This window comes from Protofrankia sp. CiP1_Cm_nod3, from assembly GCF_982290655.1.
Map to the genome: position 1 here is coordinate 79,605 of NZ_CEVIVD010000001.1, position 23,421 is coordinate 103,025.

General features: G+C 71.4%; 19 protein-coding genes. 15 read left to right on the top strand and 4 right to left on the bottom strand.

Annotated elements, in window-relative coordinates:
* The 3 genes from AC5LUJ_RS00345 to AC5LUJ_RS00355 all read right to left on the bottom strand — a co-directional run.
* On the bottom strand, positions 1–250 hold a 250-nt coding region (locus tag AC5LUJ_RS00345), incomplete at its 3' end, for a TetR family transcriptional regulator (protein ID WP_493464297.1).
* Between the two features lie 230 nt (positions 251–480).
* Positions 481–1,440, bottom strand: a complete 960-nt coding sequence (locus tag AC5LUJ_RS00350) for a hypothetical protein (protein WP_250291023.1) — start codon at positions 1,438–1,440, stop codon at positions 481–483.
* A gap of 37 nt (positions 1,441–1,477) precedes the next feature.
* The gene (locus AC5LUJ_RS00355; RefSeq protein WP_250285456.1) at positions 1,478–2,269 is read right to left on the bottom strand and encodes a hypothetical protein; all 792 of its coding nucleotides are present in this window, start codon (positions 2,267–2,269) and stop codon (positions 1,478–1,480) included.
* Positions 2,270–3,247: 978 nt separating this feature from the next.
* Here AC5LUJ_RS00355 and AC5LUJ_RS00360 point away from each other — a divergent pair.
* The 12 genes from AC5LUJ_RS00360 to AC5LUJ_RS00415 all read left to right on the top strand — a co-directional run bounded on the left by AC5LUJ_RS00360 (position 3,248) and on the right by AC5LUJ_RS00415 (position 17,857).
* Entirely contained in the window at positions 3,248–4,039 is a 792-nt protein-coding gene (locus tag AC5LUJ_RS00360) for an ABC transporter permease (RefSeq protein WP_250285455.1), read from the top strand.
* 13 nt (positions 4,040–4,052) lie between these two features.
* The gene (locus AC5LUJ_RS00365; protein WP_250285454.1) at positions 4,053–4,901 is read left to right on the top strand and encodes an ABC transporter permease; all 849 of its coding nucleotides are present in this window, start codon (positions 4,053–4,055) and stop codon (positions 4,899–4,901) included.
* A gap of 135 nt (positions 4,902–5,036) precedes the next feature.
* Entirely contained in the window at positions 5,037–5,879 is an 843-nt protein-coding gene (locus tag AC5LUJ_RS00370; protein ID WP_250285453.1) for an ABC transporter ATP-binding protein, read from the top strand.
* Positions 5,880–7,109 (top strand): MCE family protein, encoded by a 1,230-nt coding sequence (locus tag AC5LUJ_RS00375; protein WP_250285452.1) that lies wholly within the window; start codon positions 5,880–5,882, stop codon positions 7,107–7,109.
* On the top strand, positions 7,106–8,530 hold the full coding sequence (locus AC5LUJ_RS00380) for an MlaD family protein (RefSeq protein ID WP_493464298.1): 1,425 nt from the start codon (positions 7,106–7,108) through the stop codon (positions 8,528–8,530). The genes AC5LUJ_RS00375 and AC5LUJ_RS00380 overlap by 4 nt, the downstream gene beginning before the upstream one ends.
* On the top strand, positions 8,527–9,819 hold the full coding sequence (locus AC5LUJ_RS00385) for an MlaD family protein (protein WP_250291053.1): 1,293 nt from the start codon (positions 8,527–8,529) through the stop codon (positions 9,817–9,819). The genes AC5LUJ_RS00380 and AC5LUJ_RS00385 overlap by 4 nt, the downstream gene beginning before the upstream one ends.
* Positions 9,816–11,279, top strand: a complete 1,464-nt coding sequence (locus tag AC5LUJ_RS00390; RefSeq protein WP_250287117.1) for an MlaD family protein — start codon at positions 9,816–9,818, stop codon at positions 11,277–11,279. The genes AC5LUJ_RS00385 and AC5LUJ_RS00390 overlap by 4 nt, the downstream gene beginning before the upstream one ends.
* A complete protein-coding gene (locus AC5LUJ_RS00395; protein ID WP_250287116.1) occupies positions 11,276–12,598 on the top strand; it encodes an MlaD family protein in 1,323 nt (440 codons plus the stop codon). Before AC5LUJ_RS00390 ends, AC5LUJ_RS00395 begins: the two co-directional genes overlap by 4 nt.
* The gene (locus AC5LUJ_RS00400; protein WP_250287115.1) at positions 12,595–13,881 is read left to right on the top strand and encodes an MlaD family protein; all 1,287 of its coding nucleotides are present in this window, start codon (positions 12,595–12,597) and stop codon (positions 13,879–13,881) included. Before AC5LUJ_RS00395 ends, AC5LUJ_RS00400 begins: the two co-directional genes overlap by 4 nt.
* Entirely contained in the window at positions 13,878–16,442 is a 2,565-nt protein-coding gene (locus tag AC5LUJ_RS00405; protein WP_493464299.1) for an RND transporter family protein, read from the top strand. Before AC5LUJ_RS00400 ends, AC5LUJ_RS00405 begins: the two co-directional genes overlap by 4 nt.
* Positions 16,439–17,608 carry a peptidylprolyl isomerase gene (locus AC5LUJ_RS00410; RefSeq protein ID WP_250286327.1) on the top strand — a complete coding sequence of 390 codons (1,170 nt, stop codon included), beginning with the start codon at positions 16,439–16,441 and terminating at the stop codon, positions 17,606–17,608. Before AC5LUJ_RS00405 ends, AC5LUJ_RS00410 begins: the two co-directional genes overlap by 4 nt.
* 27 nt (positions 17,609–17,635) lie before the next feature.
* The gene (locus AC5LUJ_RS00415; RefSeq protein ID WP_250286329.1) at positions 17,636–17,857 is read left to right on the top strand and encodes a hypothetical protein; all 222 of its coding nucleotides are present in this window, start codon (positions 17,636–17,638) and stop codon (positions 17,855–17,857) included.
* Positions 17,858–17,940: 83 nt separating this feature from the next.
* On the opposite strand, the gene AC5LUJ_RS00420 is transcribed toward AC5LUJ_RS00415, so the two are convergent.
* On the bottom strand, positions 17,941–18,978 hold the full coding sequence (locus AC5LUJ_RS00420; RefSeq protein ID WP_250286331.1) for a TIGR03617 family F420-dependent LLM class oxidoreductase: 1,038 nt from the start codon (positions 18,976–18,978) through the stop codon (positions 17,941–17,943).
* Between the two features lie 487 nt (positions 18,979–19,465).
* Here AC5LUJ_RS00420 and AC5LUJ_RS00425 point away from each other — a divergent pair, with 487 nt between their 5' ends.
* From AC5LUJ_RS00425 to AC5LUJ_RS00435, 3 genes are all read left to right on the top strand, one after another.
* The gene (locus tag AC5LUJ_RS00425; protein ID WP_250286333.1) at positions 19,466–20,659 is read left to right on the top strand and encodes a TetR/AcrR family transcriptional regulator; all 1,194 of its coding nucleotides are present in this window, start codon (positions 19,466–19,468) and stop codon (positions 20,657–20,659) included.
* A gap of 332 nt (positions 20,660–20,991) precedes the next feature.
* Positions 20,992–22,092: a helix-turn-helix transcriptional regulator gene (locus AC5LUJ_RS00430; RefSeq protein WP_250286335.1), complete on the top strand. Its 1,101-nt coding sequence runs from the start codon at positions 20,992–20,994 to the stop codon at positions 22,090–22,092.
* Positions 22,089–23,297, top strand: a complete 1,209-nt coding sequence (locus AC5LUJ_RS00435; protein WP_250291060.1) for a response regulator transcription factor — start codon at positions 22,089–22,091, stop codon at positions 23,295–23,297. The genes AC5LUJ_RS00430 and AC5LUJ_RS00435 overlap by 4 nt, the downstream gene beginning before the upstream one ends.
* The last annotated feature ends 124 nt before the right edge of the window (positions 23,298–23,421 follow it).

Here is a 23,421-nt window from a genome sequence, read left to right on the forward strand (position 1 = left end):
CCGCCGCGCCGACGAACATGACCTCCTCGATGAGGTCCTCGCGCGACGGGTAGTAGTAGTAGATCGCCGGTGCCTGCACACGTGCCTGTGCGGCGATGTCCGACAGCCTGGTCCCGCTGAAGCCCTTGCGGCTGAGCACCTCCGCGGCCGCGTCCAGCAGCCGGCCGCGGGTGCGCGAGGACTTCGGCGTGGTCGCAGCCTTCGGCGTGGTCGCCGTCCGTCCCTCGCCCCCGGCGGCGTTTTTTGCCACGGTTCAATAATAGGCTGCTCCAGCGCCGCGTCCCGCGGATGAGCCGGCAGCTGACGGTGCCCCGCCATCGGCCGGTGGCCAAGCCGGCGACAGCGCGGCGACAGGGTGACGACAACGCGGTGACAAAGCTGTGACGGGGCGCGGCTGTCGGAGACCGGGGTTCGTCGGGTGGGGTTGTTCCGGCGCGGCGGGCACGTGGGGGAGGGTGCGACCACGCGCCCGCCGGGCGGTTACAGGATCTCGATGCTTGAGATCTTCCAGTGGCCGGCCTGGTTCTCCAGGATAAGGCCGAGGTGTGCCGGGCCGGAGGAGTTGGACTGCTGCGCCGACGCGCTCTTCGCGGCCTGGTCGGCCAGCACCAGCACGTCCGCGCGGCTGCCGTTGAGCGCTGTCACGCCGATGGCGCGGACGGTCGTGGTGACGGTGACCCCCCGGGTCGGGGCCTGCTGCAACAGCGGCCGGTAGAGCTGTTCGTACTGGTCGGTCGCGCGTCCGGTCAGGGAGTCCTTGGCGGCCTGCTCGGTGGTGGCGACGTTGCCCGGGTTGACCGTGAAGACCGTCTCCACGACCTTGCCGATGTCCTGGAGCAGGGCTGTCGTGGCGGCGGAGTCGACAAAGGCGTCATTGGTCGACATGGGATGACGGCCGGCCCGGTCCGCGTGCACGCCCAGCGCGACGGCCGCCGTGACCGCGGCCGCCAGGCCCGCCACGAGAGCCACGAGGACCTGGACGCGGGCGAGCGTGGGAACGGCGGGCGCGGGCAGCCGCCGCCGCCCGCCGCCACCGGGTGCGCCCGGCCCACCGGTGGCCGTCTCCAGGGCGGGCCCGTCCTGGTCCTCTCCGCCGGGGCTCTTCCCGTGGGGGGACGCCTCGGGGACGGCGGCCGCCTCGGACGCGTCAGGCGCACTGGACACGCCGGGCGTCCCGGATGTGGCCAGCTCGGAGGTGGCCAGCTCCGATGTGGCCAGCTCCGGTGTGGCCACACCGGACACGGCTGAAGCGTCCGGCACGCCCTCCCCGGCCTTGTGATCGACAGCGGGGTCGACGTCATGGTCGACGTCGTGGCCGGCCGTGAGGCCGGCATTGCCGTCGCTGTCGCTGTCGTGCCGCTGTCGATGAGACGACCGCCGCCCCGGTGCGGACGGATGCGTGCTGGCCCTGCCGGTCCGGGAACGGTGAGCGGATGTCACAGGGGCGTCCTTATGATCATTGAGCGGCCGGGTGATGTCATGTCCCCGCCGGGAGCGTCTGGATGGAGCTGAGCTTCCAGCCGCCGGCTGTCCGTGTCACCTCGCCGGTCAGGCGGGTGCGCTCGGTGGTGGCCGGCTGTCCTTCGGGGACCGAGCGGATCTCGATGACCGCGATCACCTTGGCGGTGCCGGCGCCACGGTCGAACGCGACGAGGCCGCCCTGGATGAGCCGCGCGGTGCTGACGGTCCTGGTGTCGATGATCGTTTTGGTGATCTCCGCCCGTTCCTGCTGGACCTTCTCCTGAAGCGGGCCTGTCGAGGCGTTGGCCCAGCGGTCCAGGCCTTCCGCCGGCTGACGGTAGTCCACCGTGTTGAATATGACCATGCTGTTCTGCCCGGCGGCTGTCGCGGCATCGCGGTCGGCCGTGAACGCCGCCTTCGCGTTGTCGCTGGATCTCGCCTGGCTCCACCAGCGCGCACCCTGCCAGGCGGACGCGGCCAGGGCGACGGCGAGCAGGCCCGCGAGCGCGAATCCCGCGATCAGGCGCACCCGGGGATAACGGGGCGCCGGGTCGTCCCGGCGGGCCCGGCGCGCCCGCCGCCGGCCGCCGGTGGGGCCGCCGGGCCGCGCCGGGTTCTCACCGGCCCCGGGGTGGCCAGCGGGCTGGCCCGGGGCCTGGTCCGCTACCTCTACCGGCTCCCGTTCCTGGTCCTGTACCTCTACCGGCTCCCGTTCCTGCCGGATGGTGGTGCCGCCCTCCGCGTCCTGGTCGTGGCCTTCGGCCTTCCCGTTGCCGGCGGTCCTGCGCGCGGTCAGTCGAAGCGCCATGACCGATGAGCCCTCCTGCCTGCCTGGCTGGCGACCGTGCTTTCGTACGCATCGGTCTGTTCAGCCGGTGTCGTGCCGACGCCGCGGCGTCCTCCGCCGGAGCCCGCCGTCCGTCCGGGGACAGCGAATCCTGAAAGTAGTCCGCTCCGCCCGTCAGTGGAATCTCTCTTGCGGAGAAGTTCCGCCCTTCTATGGGGTGACTGCCGACGGCGCGTGACGAGCCGCGGCATCGGCCGCAGCGGCCGTGGGAGCCGGGTGCCGAATCATCCGCGTGCCGGCGCGCGGGCCGGCTGCCAGGCCGCTTCCCGGTCCGGCGCGGGCTTTACGGCCCGTTCTCCCCGCCGGCCGGGGAGCCGGCGTTCCGGCTGTTATCCGGGTACCCGCTTCCGGGCCGTCGACATATTCAGCAGTTTTGTCAACAATAGTGATTGTTGTTTATTTGTTGATTGTCATTTACGGTGCCGTGTGATTTTTTGGCACCGTCATCCCGTCCCGTCACCCGTCTCATCACCTGTCCCGGCGCCGTTCAGCCGGCGGTGCCAGGACGGGTGTTCGCAGGGGAGACGCAGGTGGCGGGGTGTCGTCGGGGTGTCGTCGGGGTGGTGTCAGGGCATCGCCCGGACATCTGCTGTCATGGTGCATCCGGGGGTGGTGGGGCCGAGCCCCCCTGGTAGGGTGTGCTTTCCCCCTGTCCCACCCCAACGGGTAGGTCAATTCCTCCCCGGGGATGTCGCGACCATGCTCCCGCTGGAATAGGTTCATGGGCCAATAAAGATCCAATCCGTCTGGTGAATCTGGTACGGCGAGGTTCCGTACTCCGGTGAGTGCCTGAAAGCAACGGGAACCCGTTGACGACGGCACGGTGGGCCCGCGAGCACGATGCACCGCCGAGCTGATGCAGGGAGACAGATGACGCACCAGGTTGCGACCGGGCCCAGCCATCACCGCTCACGTTCCCGTCCCCTCGCCGCGAGTGTTATGACGAGGCTTCCACCGCTCCTTCAGCGCGTGGCCATCGACGTCGGGCAGAGCGGGCAGTTACTCGCGCAGCTGACGACCACGGCGGTACGCCAGCCACACGGGTACTGGGGGAGCACCCGCGACGAGATGTACGCGATGCTGCGCTTCTGCTGGCTGCCGTGCAGCCTCGCGGTCGGCGGCTTCACGTTCCTCATCGCGAACTACGCGTACGACCTGCTCAGCCTGCTCGGTGGGCAGAGCCGGATAGGCACCTACTTCGTGATGGCGAGTCTCCGGGAGATCTCGCCGTTCTGCACCGGGATGGCGGTCGCGGGCGTGATGGGCACGGCCATGACCGCGGACCTCGGCGCCCGGCGTATCCGGGAGGAGCTCGACGCGCTGAAGGTGCTCGGGGTCGACGCGACGCGGATGCTGGTGCTCCCCCGGGTGCTCGCCATCACGATCATGACGGTGGCCTTCACGATCATCGGTAGCGCGCTCGGCATCATCATGGCCATGATCTCCGCGACCGTGCTCGGCACGACGTCCGCCGGTGGCTACTTCGGCAGCTTCCTAGCGAGCCTGACCGCCCCTGAACTGGTCGGCGTTCTGATCAAGTCCACGCTCACCGGCCTGTTCATCGGCATCGTCTGCGCGCAGAAGGGGCTCACCGTGCGCGGTGGGTCGGAGGGCGTCGGGCGGGCCGTCAACGAGGCGGTGGTGCTGTGCTTCGCCGCCGTGTGGGTGATCAACTTCGTGGTGAACGCGACGATGCTCGGCCTGAACCCCGACATGCTGGCGAACCGGTGAGAGGCGTCCGACGATGACCGTGACCGACGAGCGGAAAGAGGCCGCGCCGGAGCCGGTAAGCAGCGGTGGCGGTGGTTTCGGCTCCTACAGCAGTGACCAGTCGCTGGTGAACGACCTCGGTGAGATCGCCAGGTTCGCGGTCGCCTCCGTGCGTCGTCTGCCGGGTGTGCGGCACTACGGCTCCGAGGTGCTGCGCCAGGCCGGGATCATGATTCTGTCCAGTTCCGGGATCATCTGGTTCATGATGGCGATGCTGGCCGCGGAGATCTCGCTGGAAGGCCACTATCTCCTCAGCCAGCTGGGCGCCGGCGGTTACACGGCGGTGTTCACCTCGACCGGTGACTACACGGTCGCCCCCGAGATGTGGGGATGGATCCTCTCGGCGAAGGTCGCCTGCGGGCTGGTCGCCGAGCTCGGCTCGATGCGGATCAGCGAGGAGATAGACGCGCTGGAGGTCATGGGCCTCGACTCGCACTCGTATCTCATCAGCACCCGGCTGCTCGCGGTCGTCATCGTCACGCCGTTCATGTTCGTCGCGGGCACCGGGATCATGTACTACGTCAACTACGTGCTGAACGTGCACGTGTTCCACAGCGTGTCCGCGGGCGGGTACCTCTCCGTCTTCTGGGCCTTCCAGACCCAGCAGGACCTGCTGCTGTCGCTGCTCATGGGCGCGACGATGGGAATCATGATTGTCCTCGTCGGCTGCTACTACGGGTACACGGCCAGTGGCGGTCCGGTCGGGGTCGGCAAGAACACGGCGAAGTCCATGGTGATCAATCTGGTCATCGTCAGCGTGATCGGGGCGGTGTTCCAGCAGATGTTCTTCGGGTCGCTGACACGCGCGCCCATCGGGTTCTAGGGCGGTCCGGCAGATGCCCGACCGTGTGGGTGGCGCCCACCTCGACCAGCACCCGTCAGACATGGCCCGACCGGCCGGCGGCGACGCGCGCCGGGTTCTCTTACGCCCGGGATTCCTGGAGGAAAGGAGCGGTGAATGTCCACGAGTGACGACCTCGTAGGCGGGAACGTCGATCCGTGGCTGTCGGTGAGTGAGCCGGACCCGCCGGGCCACGAGCCGGATCTCACCCACAGCGTGCAGATCCGCAACGTGAAAAAGGCGTTCGGCTCGTTCCACGTGCTGACCGGGCTCAACCTGGACTTCGCGGACAACGCCATCACCACAGTCCTCGGCCCCTCCGGTACCGGTAAGAGTGTGCTGCTGAAGCACATCGTGGGCCTGCTCGAGCCCGACCACGGAGAGGTCGTCGTGTTCGGGCAGGACATCTGGAGCGTCTCCGAGCGGGAGCGGCAGGAGATCCGCAAGCGGTTCGGCGTCCTGTTCCAGGACGGCGCGCTGTTCGGCTCGATGAACATCTACGACAACGTCGCCTTCCCGCTGCGCAAGCACACGAACAAGAGCGAGACGGAAATTCGCAAGATCGTGATGGAACGGCTGGAGGAAGTCGGTCTGACACGGGCCGTCAACAAGGCTCCGGGCGAGGTCTCCGGTGGTATGAAGAAGCGCGCGGGTTTCGCCCGCGCGCTGGTGCTCAACCCGAGCGTCGTCATGTTCGACGAGCCGGACTCGGGTCTGGACCCGGTGCGTACGAGCCTGCTGAACGACCTGATCCTCAAGCTGCACGCGGAGCACGGCGGTACCTACATACTGGTCACCCACGACATCCGGACCGCGCGCAAGGTAAGCGACTACGTGGGCGTGGTGTGGAAGGGGAAGCTCGTTCACTACGGCGAGACCGAAGAGGCGTTCAACTCCGAGCTGCCCTTCGTCCGCCAGTTCCTGTCCGGTGACTCGGTGGGCCCCCTGGGGATGGACTGAATGATATCCCGACGACTGGTCGTCATCGCGGCGTTGGTGGCTGCCGCCGTCGTCGGCGGCAGCCTGCTCTGGCGCACCGACGAGGGCTACGAAGTGACAGTGGTGATGCCGTCGGCGGCGCAGCTCGCCAACGGCTCACCGGTGTGGATCAACGGTTTCAGCGCGGGGTCGGTCAGGAGCCTGGAGGCCAAGAACGGCAAGGCGGTCGTCACCGTCTCCCTGGCCGGCAAGTACGCACCCCTGCATGACGGCACCACCTCGCGGGTGGAATGGAACTCCGCCATCGGCGAACGCATGCTGACGCTGTATCCGGGGCCGGCCGCGAACGCGCGGATCCCGGAGCACGGCATCATCGAGAGCGAGTCCAAGCAGATCGAGGTCGACCAGGTCCTCGCCGCGCTGGACAAGCCGACCCGGGACAGGGTCAACTCGCTGCTGACCGAGCTGAACCACACGGTGGACGGCCGGGAGCCGGACCTCAACGCGACGATCAGGAGCGCCGGCTCCAGCGTGCAGGCGCTCGGGGAGATCCTGCAGGCGGTCGGGCGTGACGGCCCGGCCATCCGCGAGCTGGTCACCCAGCTCCAGCAGATGATGGCGATAGGCGCCGACCACCGCCAGCAGCTCGCCTCGGTGGTGAGCGACCTGACCAGCGTGACCGGTGCGGTCGCGAACCAGCAGCAGCAGCTCTCCGAGGGCCTCAAGGAGCTGCCGTCGACGCTGCAGACCGCGAAGGGCACCCTGGACCGGGTCCCCAAGGCGGGGGAGCCGACCATCGCGCTGCTGCAGGACCTCCGGCCGGCGACCGGCAGGCTGCCGTCGGTGGCGAAGAACCTCAGCCCGGTGCTCACCGAGCTGCGCCCCAGCCTCGCCCAGCTGCGTCCCACGGTGGTGTCGGCGCAGGCGCTGCTGCGGGAGACGCCCGGTCTGCTCGACAACTCCCACGAGGTCGTCCCGCCCGTCACGCAGCTGGTGAACAGCCTGCAGCCCGCGGTCGCCTTCCTACGCCCATACACCCCTGAAGGGATAGGGATGTTGCACAACTGGGGCCAGGCCTTCGCCCCGTACGACGGGCAGGGGCACCTGTGGGCAGGCCTGCTCGCCCCGGGCACCAACATGATCGACGAGAGCGTGGTGCAGCCACCGGGGTCGCGCCGTGACCCCGAGCCGTATCCCGGGGATCCGGTCGACCAGCCCTGGACGGACGCGACCGGGAGCGGGATCCGATGAGCGCCGGTGGATCGGGCCGCAGACGGCCCGTGGTCATCGCGCTGGTGGCGGCGGTGGCACTGGTAGCGGGCATCGTCGTGTGGACCTCGGGGGACGACGACGCCGTCGAGGTGACCGCGATGTTCGACGACGCCAGCCCGCTGGTGCCCGGCAACACGGTCAAGGCGTCCGGGGTGGACGTCGGCACGGTGCAGTCCATCAGCCTGGCCGGCGGCCGGGCGCGGGTACGCATGAAGGTGGACCGCAGCGTGCTGCCGCTGCACAAGGACGTGCAGGTGACCATCACCACGCAGGACCTGCTCGGTGAACGGTTCATCCTGCTGGAGCGCGGGTCGCCGTCGGCGCCGGTGCTCCCCGAGCCCCTGGTGATCCCACAGACCCAGACCAACCGGGTGGTGGACCTGCAGGACGTGCTCAACGCGGTGGACACGCCGACCGCCTCCGCCCTCGGCGCGCTGCTGACCAGCACCGGCGAGGGCCTGAAGGGGCAGGGCAAGCAGGCCGCGGACGCGATCACCGCGCTGGAGCCGGCGATGACACAGGCCAAGGACCTCGCCGCGATCCTCGACCAGCAGAACGAGCTGCTGACCAAGCTGGTGGACGACGCCCAGCCGGTGGCGAACGGGCTGGCCACCGACAACGGGCAGAGCCTCGACCGGCTGGTCGGGTCGGCCACGGACACGCTCGCGACCGTGGCGGCCAACCGCAAGGCCCTGCAGGACTCCCTCGTCCGCCTGCCGGGGACCATAGCCAGTGCGCGCGGCACGCTCGCGCAGCTGGCCGGTGTCGCCGACCCGGCGACCCGCACGCTGGCGTCGCTGCGCCCGGTCACCGACGACCTCAGCGACATCACCGGTGAGCTGCACCGGTTCGCCGACGCAGCCGACCCCGCGCTGGCCTCCCTGCCGCCGGTCCTCGACCGGGCCAGCACGCTGCTGGACGAGGCGGCGCCGCTGGTGAAGGCACTGCGCCCGGCCACGCCGGACCTGCTCGGGGTGTCGGTGTCGGCGCGGACGCTCTCGGAACAGGCGCTGAGCCTGCGGCTGACGAACCTGATGGAGTTCGTCAAGGGCTGGTCGATGGCGACCAGTGACTACGACGCCATCAGCCACTACTTCAAGGCGATGCTCCCGCTGTCGCCGAAGGTCCTGGGGCAGACCGTCGGCGGGCTCGTGCCCGGGCTGCCGGACGCGCCGGTCCCCAGCCTGCCGCTGCCCGCGCCGCCGGAGCTGCCGCTGCCGGGCAAGACCAACGCGCCGGCGGCGTCCGCGCCCGCCAACGGCGGGCGGACCGGTGCCGCCGCGCCGGCCACCGCCGGCGGTGGCACGTCCGCCCCGGCTGCCGGCGGCAGCGCGACCGGGCTGACCGAACGGCAGGAGAACTCGCTGCTGGGGCAGCTGCTGGGGGGAGTGCTGTCATGACAACGCCGGAGTTCCGCGCACGGACGCGCTCCTTCCGCGCCGGCGGCATCGTGCTGGCCGTCCTGGCGGTGATCCTGTACCTGACCTTCAAGGCACAGAGCGGGCTGCCGTTCGCGCCGACGACGACGGTGCGCGCGTCGTTCGACAACGTCCACTCGCTGCGGGTCAACGACGGCGTCCGGGAGATGAGCAAGCGCGTCGGGCGGGTCAGCGCGATCGACTACGTCAACGGCACCGCGGTGGTGACCATGCAGCTCGACGGCAACGTCGACGTCTACCGGGACGCGCACGCGGAGATCTGGGACGTCTCGGCGCTGGCGACGAAGTTCGTCGAGCTCAACCTGGGTACCTCGGCGGCCGGCAAGCTCGGCGACCAGACCATCGCGGCGACCCGCAACGTCAACTCGGCCGACCTCTACCAGCTGCTCGACGTGCTCGACCAGCCGACCCGGGACGCGGCCACCCGGACGGTGCGCGCTCTCGGCGGCGGGCTGGCCGGGCACAGCGACGACCTGCAGGACCTGCTGAAGAGCGCGCCCAGCCTGCTGGAGGACATCGGCACCGTCTCCCAGGCGCTCGCGTCCGACCAGACGGACCTGCCCACGCTGCTGACGGACCTCGACCGGCTGGCCGGCCGGCTCGACGACCGGCAGCAGCAGATCGCATCCCTCGTCAACCAGTCCGACCAGACGTTGCGGGCGGTGTCGGTGGACGGGAACAAGCCGCTGACCGCCACCCTGCAGCGGCTGCCGGGCACGCTGGACACAGCCAGGCAGGCGCTGGACTCGCTGAACGCGCCGCTGGCCGACACCGCCTCGGCGGTGCGTGACCTCGAGCCGGGTGCGGAAGCGCTGGGCGCGTCAGAAGCCGACCTGCGCGGCGTGCTGGTGGAGGGGGTGCCGGTCGCGGGCAAGGTTCCCCCGGTGGCGAAGCAGGCCATCCCCGCCGTCGAGGACCTGACCCGCACGGTCGCGGACGCCCGTCCGCTGGCGCCGCCGGTGCGGCAGGCGGTCGGTGACCTGCTCACCCCGCTGCGGGTGCTGGCGCCGTACGCGCCGGAGATCGGGCAGCTGTTCGTCCGCGGCCAGAGCTTCGTCTCCGAGGGGCCCGCGCCGGGGATCCGCTACGCCCGGCTGGGGCTCAACCCCGGTCTGGGGACCGTGACCAGCGGTCTGCTGCCGTCCGGGAACTTCTATCTGAACCAGTACCCCCGGCCCGGTCAGGCGTCACAGGACCGCGCGCAGGGGCTTCCGGCGGGTATCCCGCTGGTGGGGGGGACGGCCCGATGAGTGTGCTGCGGCGTCAGCGGGCGAGCCTCGCCCATCTCGGACAGCGGATACCCACCAAGGTGCTCGGCCTGGTGGTGCTGGCCGTGCTGGCCCTGGTCGGTTTCTTCGCCTTCAACCGGGCCCGCATCCTGATCACGGTGGGCTCCGGTGAGACGGTCAAGGCGGAGTTCGCGCGGGACTACAAGCTCGAACCGTTCAAGAGCGTCGTGAAGGTCTCCGGCGTCAAGGTCGGAGACGTCACGGGCGTGAAGGAGACCGACCGGCACACCGCCCTGGTGTCGATGAAGATCGACGGATCGGTGCTGCGGAAGCTCGGGGACCAGCCGTCCGCGGCGGTGCGGCCCACGCTGCTGGTGGGTGGCGCCTACTACGTCGAGCTCACCCACGGGGGGCCGGGCGGCGGCTTCGGCGCCGGGCGGACGATCCCGGTGGAGCGCACCAGCGTGCCGGTCGAGCTCGACCAGGTCCTCAGCGCCATCACGCCGGACGCGCAGAAGTCCATCCCGCGCACGGTCGAGCGGCTGGACGCGACGCTGCGCAACGACGGGCAGGAGGAGCTGCGTAAGATCATCACGGACGCGCCGGACACCCTCGAACCGGCCGGGGTGGTGCTCAGCGCCGCCCGCGGCACCCGTCCGGACACCGACCTGACCGGGGTGGTCACCGGCCTGCAGCACACGGCGGCGGCCCTGACCAAGCAGGACGGCCAGCTCGACTCGATCATCACCTCGCTGGCGACGACCTCGTCGGCGCTCGCGGACGAGCGCCGGCCGCTGGCCCAGACGGTGGCGGACCTGCCGCAGACGCTGCAGACCACCCGCGCCGGCCTCGCCGACCTCGACCCCACCCTGGACAAGCTGACCACGACCGCGCAGGCGTTCCGGCCGGCGGCCCGCCAGCTCGACCCGGTGCTGGCCAAGCTCGACCCGGTGCTGGAGCGCACCCTGCCGGTAGCGACCGACCTGCGGATCCTCCTGCAGGACGCCCGGCCGCTGGTCGACCGGCTGGTGCCCACCGCGCAGGACGCCAACGGGGTCCTGACCGACGTGCGCGGGCCGGTGCTGGAGCGGCTCAACGGGCCGATCGTCCAGACGGTGCTCGCCCCGTGGCACGGCACCGGGGTCTACAAGGGCGGCGGCAACGATCACCTGCTGTACCAGGAGCTCGGCTACTGGTTCTCCCACGGTGACGACGTCTTCAAGTTCCATGACAGCAACGGCGCGGCGGGCCGGCTGATGGCCGGGGTCGGGGTCAACTCCGTCGGCGGGACCGCGACGGTGCTGCCGCTGGAGCAGTACCTGGAGTCCCTCGGCCTGCAGCAGCCCCTGGGGCCGCAGGAAGGCACCAGGCAGGGCGCGCCGGGCCTGATCCCACCGCCGGCGGCGGGGCCTGACGCGGGCGCGCTCGGCAAGCTGGTGACCTCGCTGGACCTTCCGCTGGTGTCGAGGAGTTTCCCATGAGCGCATCCCTGCGTCGCCGCTGGGAGCGGATCAGGACGGTGCCCGGGCTGGGCCGTGACGTGACCGCGGTGACGGTCCTCATCGTGCTCGGCCTGGTGGCAGCCGTGATCATCCAGTCCCGGCTGAGCTCGACGCCACCGTGGGCGAAACGGTCGGTCGTCAAGGCCGAGTTCGCCTCGGTGCCCGGCGTGAACCCGACGAGCTCCAACCAGGTCACGATCGCGGGCGTGAAGGTCGGGAAGATCGCGGACTGGTCGGTCAGCGACCACGCGACGGCCATCCTCACGCTGGAGATCGAGCCCGGGCACACCGTGTACGACAACGCCCGCGCGGTGCTGCGCCCGAAGAACGCGCTCAACGAGATGTCGGTGGAGATCAACCCCGGGGGGCCGCCCGGCCGGGCGCTGCGTTCCGGCGGGCTCATCCCGCTGAAGCAGACGTCCCGGCCGGTGCAGGCCGACGAGGTGCTCGGCCATCTTGACGAGCGCACCCAGCTGGCCCTCACCGACCTGCTCGTCGAGTCCGACGTCGCGCTGGCGCGGTCCGAGAAGGAGCTGCCCGCCGGCCTGGCCGCGACGGACGGCACGATCACCCAGCTGCAGCCGGTGGTCGAGGCGCTGCAGACCCGCCGGGAGAAGATCAGCCAGCTCGTGACCGCGCTGTCGCAGATCTCCACCGCGGTCGGCGGCAACGACCAGCGGGTCGCCCAGCTCGCGACGGCGACCCAGCAGACGCTGGGGACGCTGGCGGGCAACGACGGGCAGCTGCGCGACAGCATCGCGCAGCTGCCCGGCCTGACCGACCAGCTCCGCAGGACGCTGACCAGCACCCAGGAGCTGACCGAACAGCTCGACCCGACGCTGGACAACCTCCACCGCGCCTCCGGCGAGCTGCCGCAGACGCTGGAACGGCTGGAAAGCACCGTCGACGAGCTGGGGCGCACCGTCGACTCGGCGAAGCCGGTGGTCAGCAAGGCCCGGCCGGTGGTCGCCGACCTGCGCCCGATGGCCGACGAGATCGACAGCTCGCTGCTCAACTTCCGGCCGATCACCCGTAACCTCGACCGCGACACCCGGACGGTGGTGTCCTACCTCGGCGACATCCAGGCGTTCGTGTACAACACCTCGTCGGTGTTCGGCGCGGGGGACGCCCAGGGCAGCATCATCCGCGGGCACCTGGTCGTGCCGCTGCCCGCCGCCGGGGTACTGCCGAAGCAGCCGCCGAACGGCTACTTCCCCGGACCGGAGAACGGCCTGCCCACCGGCAGCACCGCCACCGGTACCGCCACCGGCACACGGCAGGGAGGCCAGAGCCGATGAGAGCACTGACCGGGACGTTGGGCCGGCTGGTCACCGTCCTGCTGTTCCTCGCCGGGAGCCTCGGGATCCTCATCTTCCTGTTCCGCGGGACCGGTGCGCGGATCCCGCTGGTCGAGGGTGGTGAGTACACCTCCTCCGCGGTGTTCACGGACATCGACAACCTGGTGAAGGCGAGCCGGGTGCAGATCGCGGGCGTGCAGGTCGGCCAGGTCCGCGAGGTCACCCGGCGGCCGGACGGGCTGCGGGTCGCGTTCTCGCTGGACAAGAAGGCCGCCCCGCTGCACGAGGGGGTGAGCGTGCGCCTCGGCGAACGTTCCCTCGTCGGCGAGGGCTACCTGGACATCACCGACGGTGACGGCCGGGTGCTGCCCTCCGGCAGCACCATCCCCGCCGGCGCGGTGAAGCCCAGCACGCAGCTGCGCGACGTGCTCGCCAGCCTGGACACGGACAGCCGCACGGAGCTGGGCGCCCTGCTGCGGTCGCTGGGGCAGGGCACCGAGGGCCGTCAGCAGGACGTCTCCGCGGCCCTCGACGGGCTGGGCGACATCGGCCGGGAGGGGCACACCGCCCTGGACGCCATCGCGGCCCAGTCCGAGGACCTCAAGGCGCTGGCGCAGCAGACCGCCGTCGTGCTGCGGGCCCTCGACACCGGGCAGGGGCAGATCGCCGCCCTGGTGGACAACGCCAACCGGCTGACCCAGGCCACCGCCGGCCAGCAGCAGGCCGTCGAGGACGTGCTGCGGCAGACACCCGGCGTGCTCGACAGCGCCAGGACCGCGTCGGGCACCCTGACGAAGCTCGCCGGGGCACTGGCACCGGTCGCCTCCGACCTGAGGACGGCCTCGCCGCTGCTGAGCGAGGCGCTGCAGCAGCTGCCCGACACCACGGCGGACCTGCACGGGCTGCTGCCCCCGCTGTCGGGCGCGCTGGACCTGGCACCCGACACCCTCACCCGCGTGCCCACCCTGGGCAGTGATGTCCGCGGCGCGATCCCACCGGCGCAGACGCTCCTGAAGGACGTCAACCCGATGCTGTCGTACATCAAGCCCTACGGGCCCGAGCTGGCGGCCTACCTGGCCAACTTCAACGCGGTCCTGCAGTACACCGACGAGTCCGGGGCCCACTACCTGCGGCTGATCCCGCTGGTCAGTGACCAGTCCCTCCAGACACCCGTCCCGTACCACATCCTGACCTACACCAACCCGTTCCCGGCACCAGGCACGGGCGCGAAGCCCGGGCCGTTCACCGGTCCGTACCCGCGGGTGGAGCAAGACCCCGAATGAGGGTCCGCAGGCCCGCCATCCGGCGCTCGCCGGCGCGGGGGAGCCGTCCCCCGCGCCGGCCGGGCGTGCCGCGCCGGCTGCCGTCCCCGGCCCGGGGGCCGCGGTGGCTGCCGGCGCGGCCGCGCCGGCGCCCGTCCGCGCGGGCCTGCGCCTGGCTCGCCGTCGTGCTGCTCGTGGCGCTGGCGACGGGGGTGGGGCTCACCCGCGTCGAGTCGGACACCACGACGGCGTCCTTCCTGCCCGCCGGGGACCCGGCACAGCGCGCGTTGGAGGAGTCCGCGCGTTCCTTCGGCGGCGACCCGGTCGTCATCCTCGCGGAGTCCGCGGGCGCGCGTGAGCTGCTGGGCGCCGAGGAGATCCCCAAGCTGGTGGCGCTGGAGGGCAGCCTGGCGCGGCTGCCCGACGTCGCCGTGGTCTACGGCCCGGGGACCATACTGAACCAGATCGCCGGTGCGGCGCAGAACCTGCTCGCGACCATTTCCGGCAGACGGGACGCCCTGCGGGCCGAGGCCGAGGAGCAGGCGCGCGCCGCCGGCCGCTCCGACGCCGAGGCCACCCAGGCCGCGGACGCGGCCGTCGCCGAGTACGACCTGCGCTACGGCAGCCTGCTCGTGCGTGGCCTGCCCGCCGGCCTGCCCACACTGCGCAACCCGTCCTTCGTCAACGCCGTGGTGTTCGACCAGGACGGCTCCCCCCGCCAGCAGTGGCGGTTCGTGGTGCCGTCGCCGAACGCCGCCGCCGTCCTGGTCCGTCCCCGGGAGGGGCTGGACCAGGCGGGAACCGAGCGGCTGGTGGCCGCCGTGCGGCAGGTCGCCGGCAGCGCCGGGCTGCGCACGAGCAGGCTGACCGTCACCGGCATGCCCGCGATCGCCGCCGATCTCGGCGGGCAGGTGCGGCGCGAGATCCCGCTGCTCGGCGGGCTGGCCCTCGGGCTGATCGCCGCCTGTTACCTGCTGGTGCCCTGGGTGCGCCGCCGCCACCGGCTGCTGCCGCTGACCGCGACGCTCGGCGCGACAGCGCTCACCCTCGCGGCCCTCGGCTGGCTGGGACACCCGCTCTCCCTCGGCGTCGTGGCCTTCCTGCCCATCCTGGTCGGGATCGGCAGCGACTTCCCCGCCTACCTGATCCGGGGCGCCGAGCCGCGGCGGGTGGTCGTGGCGGCACTGGCCAGCGCCGCGGGCTTCGCCTCGCTGGGGCTCTCGCCGGTGCCGTTCGTCCGGGACCTCGGATGGGCGCTCGCGGCCGGCGTCCTGCTCGCCGTCGGGCTGGGCTTCCTCACCCGGCGCTGGGCCGCGCCCGCCGCGGTGGGGCATGCGGTGAGCCAGCATGAGATGGGCCAGGAGGCGGGTGCGGACAGGCCGCTGCCGGCGATGTCGCGGGCGCGCCGGGCCGCCGTGCTGGTCATGCTCGTCGCCGTCGCCGCGGCGGGCTGGTCGGCGCTGGCGTTCCTCGACATCGAGGCCCGGCCGGACCGGCTCGCCGACGGCGTGTCCACGCTGGCCGACGCGCAGCACGCCGAGGAGGTGCTCGGATCGGCCGGCGAGGTCCAGATCCTGGTCAGCGGCACGAACGTGATCACACCGCAGGCGCTGGCCTGGATGCGGCAGGTCGAGGACACCACCATCCGCCGGTTCGGGGGCGACCTGCACCCCATCGTGAGCCTGCCCGGCCTGCTCGCCTTCCTGGGCGACTCGCCGACACCCGACCAGATCACGGCCGGGCTCGGGCAGCTCCCGCGCTACCTTGCCACCGCGGTCGTGCGCAACGACGGCCGCCAGGCGGTGATCAGCTTCGGTGTCGAGCTGCAGGACGTCGCGCGCCAGCAGGACCTGCTGCGGAACGTGCGGGCCGCGCTGCCCCGACCGCCGGAGGGGCTGACCGCCGAGCTGGTCGGGCTGCCGGTGGTGGCCGCGCGCGGGTACGAGCTGGTGTCCGGCGACCGCTACCCGGCAAGCCTGATCGGGATCGTTGCGGCGGGGCTGGTGCTGCTGGTAGGCCTGCCGCGACGTTCCGACGCGGCGCGTGCCGTGCTGGCCGCGGTGCTGGCCACCGGGTGGGGACTGGCCGGGGCGTGGGTGTGCGGCGTCGCGCTCACCCCGTTGACCGTCTCCCTGGGCTCGCTGGCCACCGCCACCGCGTGCGAGTTCAGCGTGCTGCTCGGCCAGGGGTACGCGCGCCGGTCGCCACACCTGCGCCGGTCGGTGGCGGTGGCGGCGCTGGCCGCGTCCGCCGGCTACCTCGCGCTGGCGGCGTCCGGTCTGTCGCTCATCCGGCAGTTCGGTATCTTCCTGGCGGCCACGGTCGGCCTGTCGCTGCTGGCGGCGTTCGTCGTCGTCCGGCTGTTCCCCGTCCGGCCGGCGGCCGGGCCGCGGGCCGACAGCGCGGGCGGCGCGGCGCCGCCGGATGCCGTGGCGGGAACGGATGCCGTGGCGGGAACGGATGCCGTGGCGGGAACGGATGTGCCGGACGACGGGCGCGGCGCGCCGGGGACCGGCAGCGAGCATGGCGCGCCGCCGCCGGACGGCACGTCCAGCGCGGCGCGGACGGAGGTGAAGGTATGAGGGCGCTACCGGGCCCGCTGGGCCGGTCATGGGTGCGCACGGTCCTGGTGCTGCTGGTACCGCTGGTCGTCGCCGGGCTCGCGCTGCTCATCGTGCCGCTGGTGACCGGCCTGCCCGGCAACGCCGCCTTCCGCGTGGGCGGCACCGTGGTGACCAGGGACCAGCTGCAGGCCCGGGTCGAGGTCCTCGGCGCGCTCTACGGGATCCGCGAGCCGGTCGGCGGCAGCGAGCTGGAGCAGTTCCGGCGGGACGTCGCCAAAGCGGTCGCGGTGAGCATGATCATGGACAGGGCCGCCGCCGAGCGCCAGATCGTCATCGCGGACAAGGCGGCCCGGGACACCCTCACCAAGATGATCGACGAGCAGATGGGGCCGGGGGCGGACGGGCAGCGTGCCTTCACCGACCTGCTGGCCAAGCTGAAGGTGTCCGAGAACGACGTCCTCGACGAGGTCGGACGCCAACAGCGCACGGCCCGGCTGTTCCAGGATGTGACGGCGCCCGCGGCCGCGGCCGTCACCGACAACCAGCTGCCCGCGTACTACGAGGGCCACCGGACGGACTTCGCCGTCCCCGCGCAGCGTCGTCTGCGCAACATCGTGGTCGCCACCAGGGAGGAGGCCGACCAGGTGGTGCGGCGCGCCAGGGACGGCGCGGACTTCGCCGCCCTCGCCGGTGAGACGTCACTGGACGAGTCGACCCGGGGCAGCCAGGGAGATCTGGGATTCGTCACCGCCCCGCAGCTGGACGCCGAGTACGCCAAGGCCGCCTTCGCCGCCCCGGTGGGCTCCGTGTTCGGCCCGGTGCAGACCCGTTCCGGCTGGAACGTCGGCCAGGTTCTCGAGGACAGGCCGGCCAGCCAGCCGTCTTTCGAGCAGGTCAGGGACCAGGTACGGGACGCGCTGCGCTCGGAGCGCGCGCTCGCGGTCTGGCGGGCATGGCTCGCCGACCGGATCAGGGCGGCGGACGTGGAGTACGCCGACGACTACCGGCCCGCGGATCCCGACGCGCCGCCGTCCGACGGCTCCGCGGTGCTCCCGCGGCCAGGCGTGACCAGCGGCCCGGCGCCCGCGGCGCCACTGTCGCCGTCCCTGCTGTCCCTGCCGCCCGCAGCCGCCCCTCCGTCGCTGACGGCCCCGCCGCCGCTGTCCCTCCCCGCGGCACGATGACCGGCTCGACATGATGACCGGCTCGACATGATGATCGCCGCGGTGCTGGTGCAGCTCGCGTTCGCCGCCGCGTTCTTCGCCATCGGACGGTGGGGGCAGCGCAACGCCGCCGCCCTCGTGCCCGCCTCCCTCTCGCCGGAGGGACGGGCGAAAAAGGAGCGTTCCCTGCGCCGGGGCGCCCGCTCCTGCACGATCATCGCGATCGTCTTCGTCGTGCTCGCCGTGGCCGGGCAGGTTCTCCCCGGCTGACCGCGGGCGTGCCCCTGCGGGCCCGCGGTCAGCCCACGACAACCCGCGGCCGGCCCGCGGCAGCCCACGACGGCCGCCGCGGCTCAGTCCCGCTGGAGCCCGGCCACGATGATCTGGCGGGCCTCGTCGGCCAGCGGGTAGGGCACGAACAGGGTGAACCGGTTGATCAGGTCGTCGAAGCGGCGCCGGAGCTCCGTGACGACCGCCGCCGGCTCACCCACCACCGCGAACGTGTGCAGCACGGTGTCGTCCACGAGCTTGGTCATGACGTCCCACTCGTTCTGCCTGGACAGCCGGTGCAGCTCCGTGTGCAGGTCGCCCCAGCCGTGCAGGTCCAGGACACCGCGGTAGGCCGGGGTGGCCCCGTAGAAGGCGATGCGCTCGCGCACCGTCCGCACGGCATCGTCGTAGCTTTTCTCGTCGACCCCGGTGGCCACCAGCCCCGGGTAGGAGAGGGTGAACTGTTCCCGTTGCCGGCCGTTGTCACGGAGCACCGATTCGACGGCGGGGAGGGTGACCTCCCGCAGATAGCGTTCGGTGGTGAAAGAGTGCACGAGTATGCCGTCGGCGACCTCGGCGGCGACCGAGGCCATCTTCGTCCCGACCGCGGCTATCAGGACCGGTGGCGGGCCGTAGGGGCTGGGCCCGGGATTGAACAGCGGCGTCATCAATGTGTGCTGGTATATGTCGCCGCGGAAGTCGAGTGGCTCCCCATGGTGCCAGCTACGCCATATTGCCCGCATGGCCAGGACGAACTCCCGCATCCGCTCGGTCGGCGCGGACCACGGCATGCTGAAACGGCGCTGAATATGTGGTTTGATCTGAGAGCCCAGCCCCAGCACGAACCGGCCGGCACTGAATGTCTGGAGGTCGTTCGCTGTCGACGCCATGGTCATCGGGTTGCGGGCGAATGCCACGGCTATGGCGGTACCGATTTGCAGCCGTGGTGAGCGGTCCGCGGCCAGCAGCAATGGCAAGAAAGGGTCGCGGCCGACCTCGGTCGCCCACACCCCGTCGTACCCGATCCGTTCGGCCTCCGCGACCTGGGCCGAGATACCGGCGATATCCGCGCCGCTGGTCCCGTCCGAGGAACCGCCACCGATGAATCCGTCGACCAGCACCGTCAGCTCCTCCTGATCGTCACGGCGGCTGTTTCACACCTGCTCACGGGGCCGACGCGCCCCGCCCGGGCCGGCTGCCGCCCTGACGGTCCGGCTGCCTACCGCCGGCCGGCCGCCGGTACCGGAGAAGATCGTTTTTCTCCTGGCTGGCCCGCCCGGCCGCGGGATGCCGGCCGGAGCCCCGGTGGACGGGGCGGAGGGCTGGCGTTGTGATCAGAAGACGGTGGAGGGGTGGCCGCTCGTGGAGAGTTGGCTCCGATGGCAAGAAGTAAATCAGGAGTAACTTAATGGGTCAACAACTCCACCTCGTCCGGCGATGCGCGAGGCGGTGCGTGAAGTGGCACGCGGCGCTCCCCGGACACGGGCCGGGCGCCTGGCCGGGGGCCCGGCCGGGGGCGTTGCCGTCGGATCGCGCCGTCAGCCACCGGCGGTGGGGGAGCCCGGGCAGGAGCGGTATCCGCGTGAGACGGCAGGGTGGGAGCGGGCAGTGAGCGAGCGTGGCGGCAGAGGTACGATCACGAGAACTCCGCGTCCACGCAACCGCAGAGCTCAGATCATCACCGCTGCCAGTGAGCTGTTCTACCGTTTCGGTTATCACAACGTGAGCACCGAGGACATCGCCAGCGCGGTCGGGATCACCGCCGGCGCGCTCTACCGGCACTTCCGCAGCAAGGAGGAGCTGCTGGTGTGCGCGCTGACCGACAGCTTCGACCTGGCGGCGGCCGCCGTCGACCGGCATCACGGCGGCCAGCTCACGGCCATGGTGCAGGACCTGGCCGAGACGGCGGGCCGGCGGCGCGACCTCGGGGTGCTGTGGAGCCGGGAGAGCCGCCATCTCGACGACGAGCAGCGGCAGCGGATGCGGGAGCGGTTCTTCGCCTTCCTGGCGGGCTTCGTCGTCGCCCTGAACGACGCGCGTGAGGAACTGAGCCGGGACGACGCGGAACTGCTGGCATGGTGCGCGCTCGCCGTGCTCACCAGCCCCTCCTACCACCGGGTCCCGGCCGCCCCGGAGGCGATGGCCGCCCTGCTGCGGGGGATGGCCCTGTCGGTGTGCACCGTGGACATCGCCGGCGTGTCCGGGCGGCCGGCCGCGGATCCGGCCACCACCGAGACGGGGCTGTCACCGCGGGGGCGGCGGGAGGCGCTGCTGGTGGCGGCGGCCCGGTTGTTCAGCACCCGTGGCTACCAGACGGTGACCATGGAGGAGGTCGGCGCCGGGGTCGGGGTGACCAGCGCCGGGGTCTACCGGCACTTCGCCAGCAAGGCCGACCTGCTGATGGCGATCGTCGCGCGCGCGGCCGAGTCCCTGCAGCTGGGCCTCGCCCGGGCGCTGGCGGCCGCCACGACCCCCCAGGGCGGCCTGGAGAACGTGGTGGCGGCCTACATCGACTTCGCGATGGCGCACACCGACCTCGTCAACGTGCTGGTCGCCGAGGTCATGAACCTTCCGTACTGGAATCGTCACAGAATTCGCAAGGCGCAGCACGACTACGTCGCGGAATGGGTGTCCCTGATGGCGGCCACCCGCCCGGACCTGGACCGGACCGCGGCGCTTTTCCGTATCCACGCCGTGTTGATGGTGGTCAACGACGTTGCGCGCACAGCTCATCTGCGAAGCCAGCCGGATATTACGGAAAGACTCCACATGGTAGCTGCCCGTATCCTGCACAACCGATGATGTGCTGCCCGCGGCCGCTGTGGGCGGGCGGCCGCGGGCGGGCGCGCCGACGGCCCGGAGCCGGCCCGGAGCCGGCCCGGGAGCCGTATTCGGAGAAGTCTTGACGAAGTGACCTGAATCACCTACGTTCTGTCCGAAGTAAATATGGCAACACATAGATCCGGTCTCTGGAGCTGTTGGCCGGCCCCCGCGAGGGGCGCTGGGCCCCGGGGGCCGCGCCGTCGTCGCGATCGGTCCACTTCGGACGTGGAGGACAAGGGACAGTGGCGTCACCATATTCCACCACTGCGTTAGCACAGGCGGATCTTCAGATTCGCCAGAAGAAGCTGGTCATGGCATTGCACACGGCGGTGGACGCGGCTCCGGTCGAGCCCGGCAGCCGCTCGGCCGCGGCGCTCACGGCCAGGCTCGAGCGGATCGACGGTGAATCCATCGACGCGGCGGTCCGGGGCGGGGAGGCGGCCCGGGCCGGCGCGCTGCTCGCCGAACTCGGCGCCGTGCAGAACGACCTGCGTGCACACATGTTCGGTATGCCGTTCCGGGTGCTGAGCCGCATCAGGGAGGAGCTCGCCCGGATACGCCGGGCCACGACTTCCGCGGAGGCCATCGCGTCCGCTCCGGCCGCCCTGTGCGCGGCCGGTGGATTCGACCGGGCGATGATCTCCAGCCTACGCGGCTCGACCTGGCTGCCCGCCGAGCTGCACGTCACGACCGACGCCGACAGCGCGGTCAACGTGGCGTTCCGGGACTTCATCCAGGACCTGCGGATTCCGCTGACCTCCGCCATGCCCGAGGCCGAGCTCGTCCGGCGCAAGGTGCCCGCGCTGATCCAGCAGGCGCAGTCCGAGCCCCGGCTCTTCCGCCCGTTGGTCGAGGTGTCCCAGACCCGGGAGTACGTCGTCGCGCCGGTCCTGGCAAGTGGCTCGGTCGTCGGTTACCTGCACGCGGACACCTATTCCTCCGGGCGCCGCCTCACCGGCTACGACCGGGAGCGTATCCAGATCTTCGCCGACGGCTTCGGCCTGATTCTCGAGCGCACGGTGCTGCTCGAGCGTCTCGCCCTGCAACGGGAACGGATCGCCAAGGCGTTCTGCACCGCCCGGATGATGACCGAAGGGCTCAGCGCGGCCCCGGTCCGGCTCGCGCGGCAGAGCATCCCGGCGACCGAGTCCAAGCCGCCGGTGTCGCTGCCCGGCATGCTCGCGGCATCCGCACCCCGGCTCCCGGACGGGCTGACCCCGCGGGAGCGGGAGGTGCTCGCCCTGCTGGCCAGCGGCGCGACCAACGCACAGATCGCCGACCGCCTGACCGTCTCCGAAACCACGGTGAAATCGCATGTGAAGCACATCCTGCGCAAACTGCGCGCGTCGAACCGCGCCGAGGCGATCGCCCGGTACCTGTACCTCGCGCGCAGTCAGGACCGCGCCTTATGACCGCCGACCCGGACCGGAAGCCCAGCATGTTCCCGGCACCCACCGGCGTCCGAGGATGGCGGCGCCGCCAACGCGATCTCGCGGCCCGCCTCGATCTCGTGCACGGCGAGGTGCGGGCCGCCCTCCACGCGGAGCCGACGGCGTCCGTCATCCCCGACGATCTGGGGACGTCGACCGAGGTCGTCGCGACCCTGGCCGGGCGCTGCATCGACCGGCTGCGGGCCACCGACGGCATCACCGCCGCGGGCAGCGACACCAGCCTGCAGCTGTGCCATCTCATCCTGGATCTCCAGGAGCTCTCGTTCGACCTCTACCAGCATGACCTGAACCTGTGCACCCGCCGGTTTGCCGACTGCGCCGCGGGGCTGCAGCGCCTGCGGACGCTGCCGAACTCGGCCGACCTGCTCGACCAGGTGTGCGGGGAGCTCGTCCAGCGGTGCGGTTTCGGGCGCGCGGTGCTCTCCCGGGTGGAGAACGGCGCCTGGCATCCGTGGATGGCCTATTTCGGCAACGGTGACGAGTCGTGGTTCGCGCGCTGGATCGACCGGCCGATCCCGCTGGAGGGCATGACGCCCGAGACCGGGCTGCTGACCGACTGCCGGCCCGCGGTCGTGTACGACACCGCGAACGCGCCCGTCTACCGGCCGATCATCGTGGAGTCCGGGCGTTCCAAGTCCTACGTCGTCGCCCCGGTGATGCGCGGGCCGGAGGTCGTGGGCTTCCTGCACGCGGACCACCATCCGTCCTCACGCCGCGTGGACGACGTCGACCGGGATGTTCTCTGGATGTTCGCGGACGGCTTCAGCCATGTCTACGAACGGGCTGTACTGACCGAGCGCCTGCGTACCCAGCGCAACCACGTGCGGGAGATCCTGTCGTCGGCGGTGGAGATGATGAACGACTTCTGCGACGCGGGTATCGATCTCTCCCGGTACGCGGGCACCGGAGCCATGCCCGGCGACGGCGCGCGGCCCGCCCTGGTCGCCACCGCGCACCCCGGCGGGGACCTCACCGCGCGGGAGTCGGAGGTCCTGGAGCTGATGGTGGCGGGCGCCACGAACAGCGTCATCGCGGAGACCCTGGTCATCGCGGAGGAGACCGTGAAGTCGCATGTGAAGCACATCCTGCGCAAGCTCGGCGCGGTGAACCGATCCCAGGCGATCGCGGGCTCCCTGGGGATGACCATGCGTGAGATCGAGGCTTGAGAATCGGCCGACACAACAGTACGCACCGCAGCGAACTGCTACGGTGCGTACTGTTTTTCTTGTGCCGTGGACGGTCGGCCCTGTCTCCGGCCACGCTGGCAGACCTCAGGTGGCGGATCTCGGG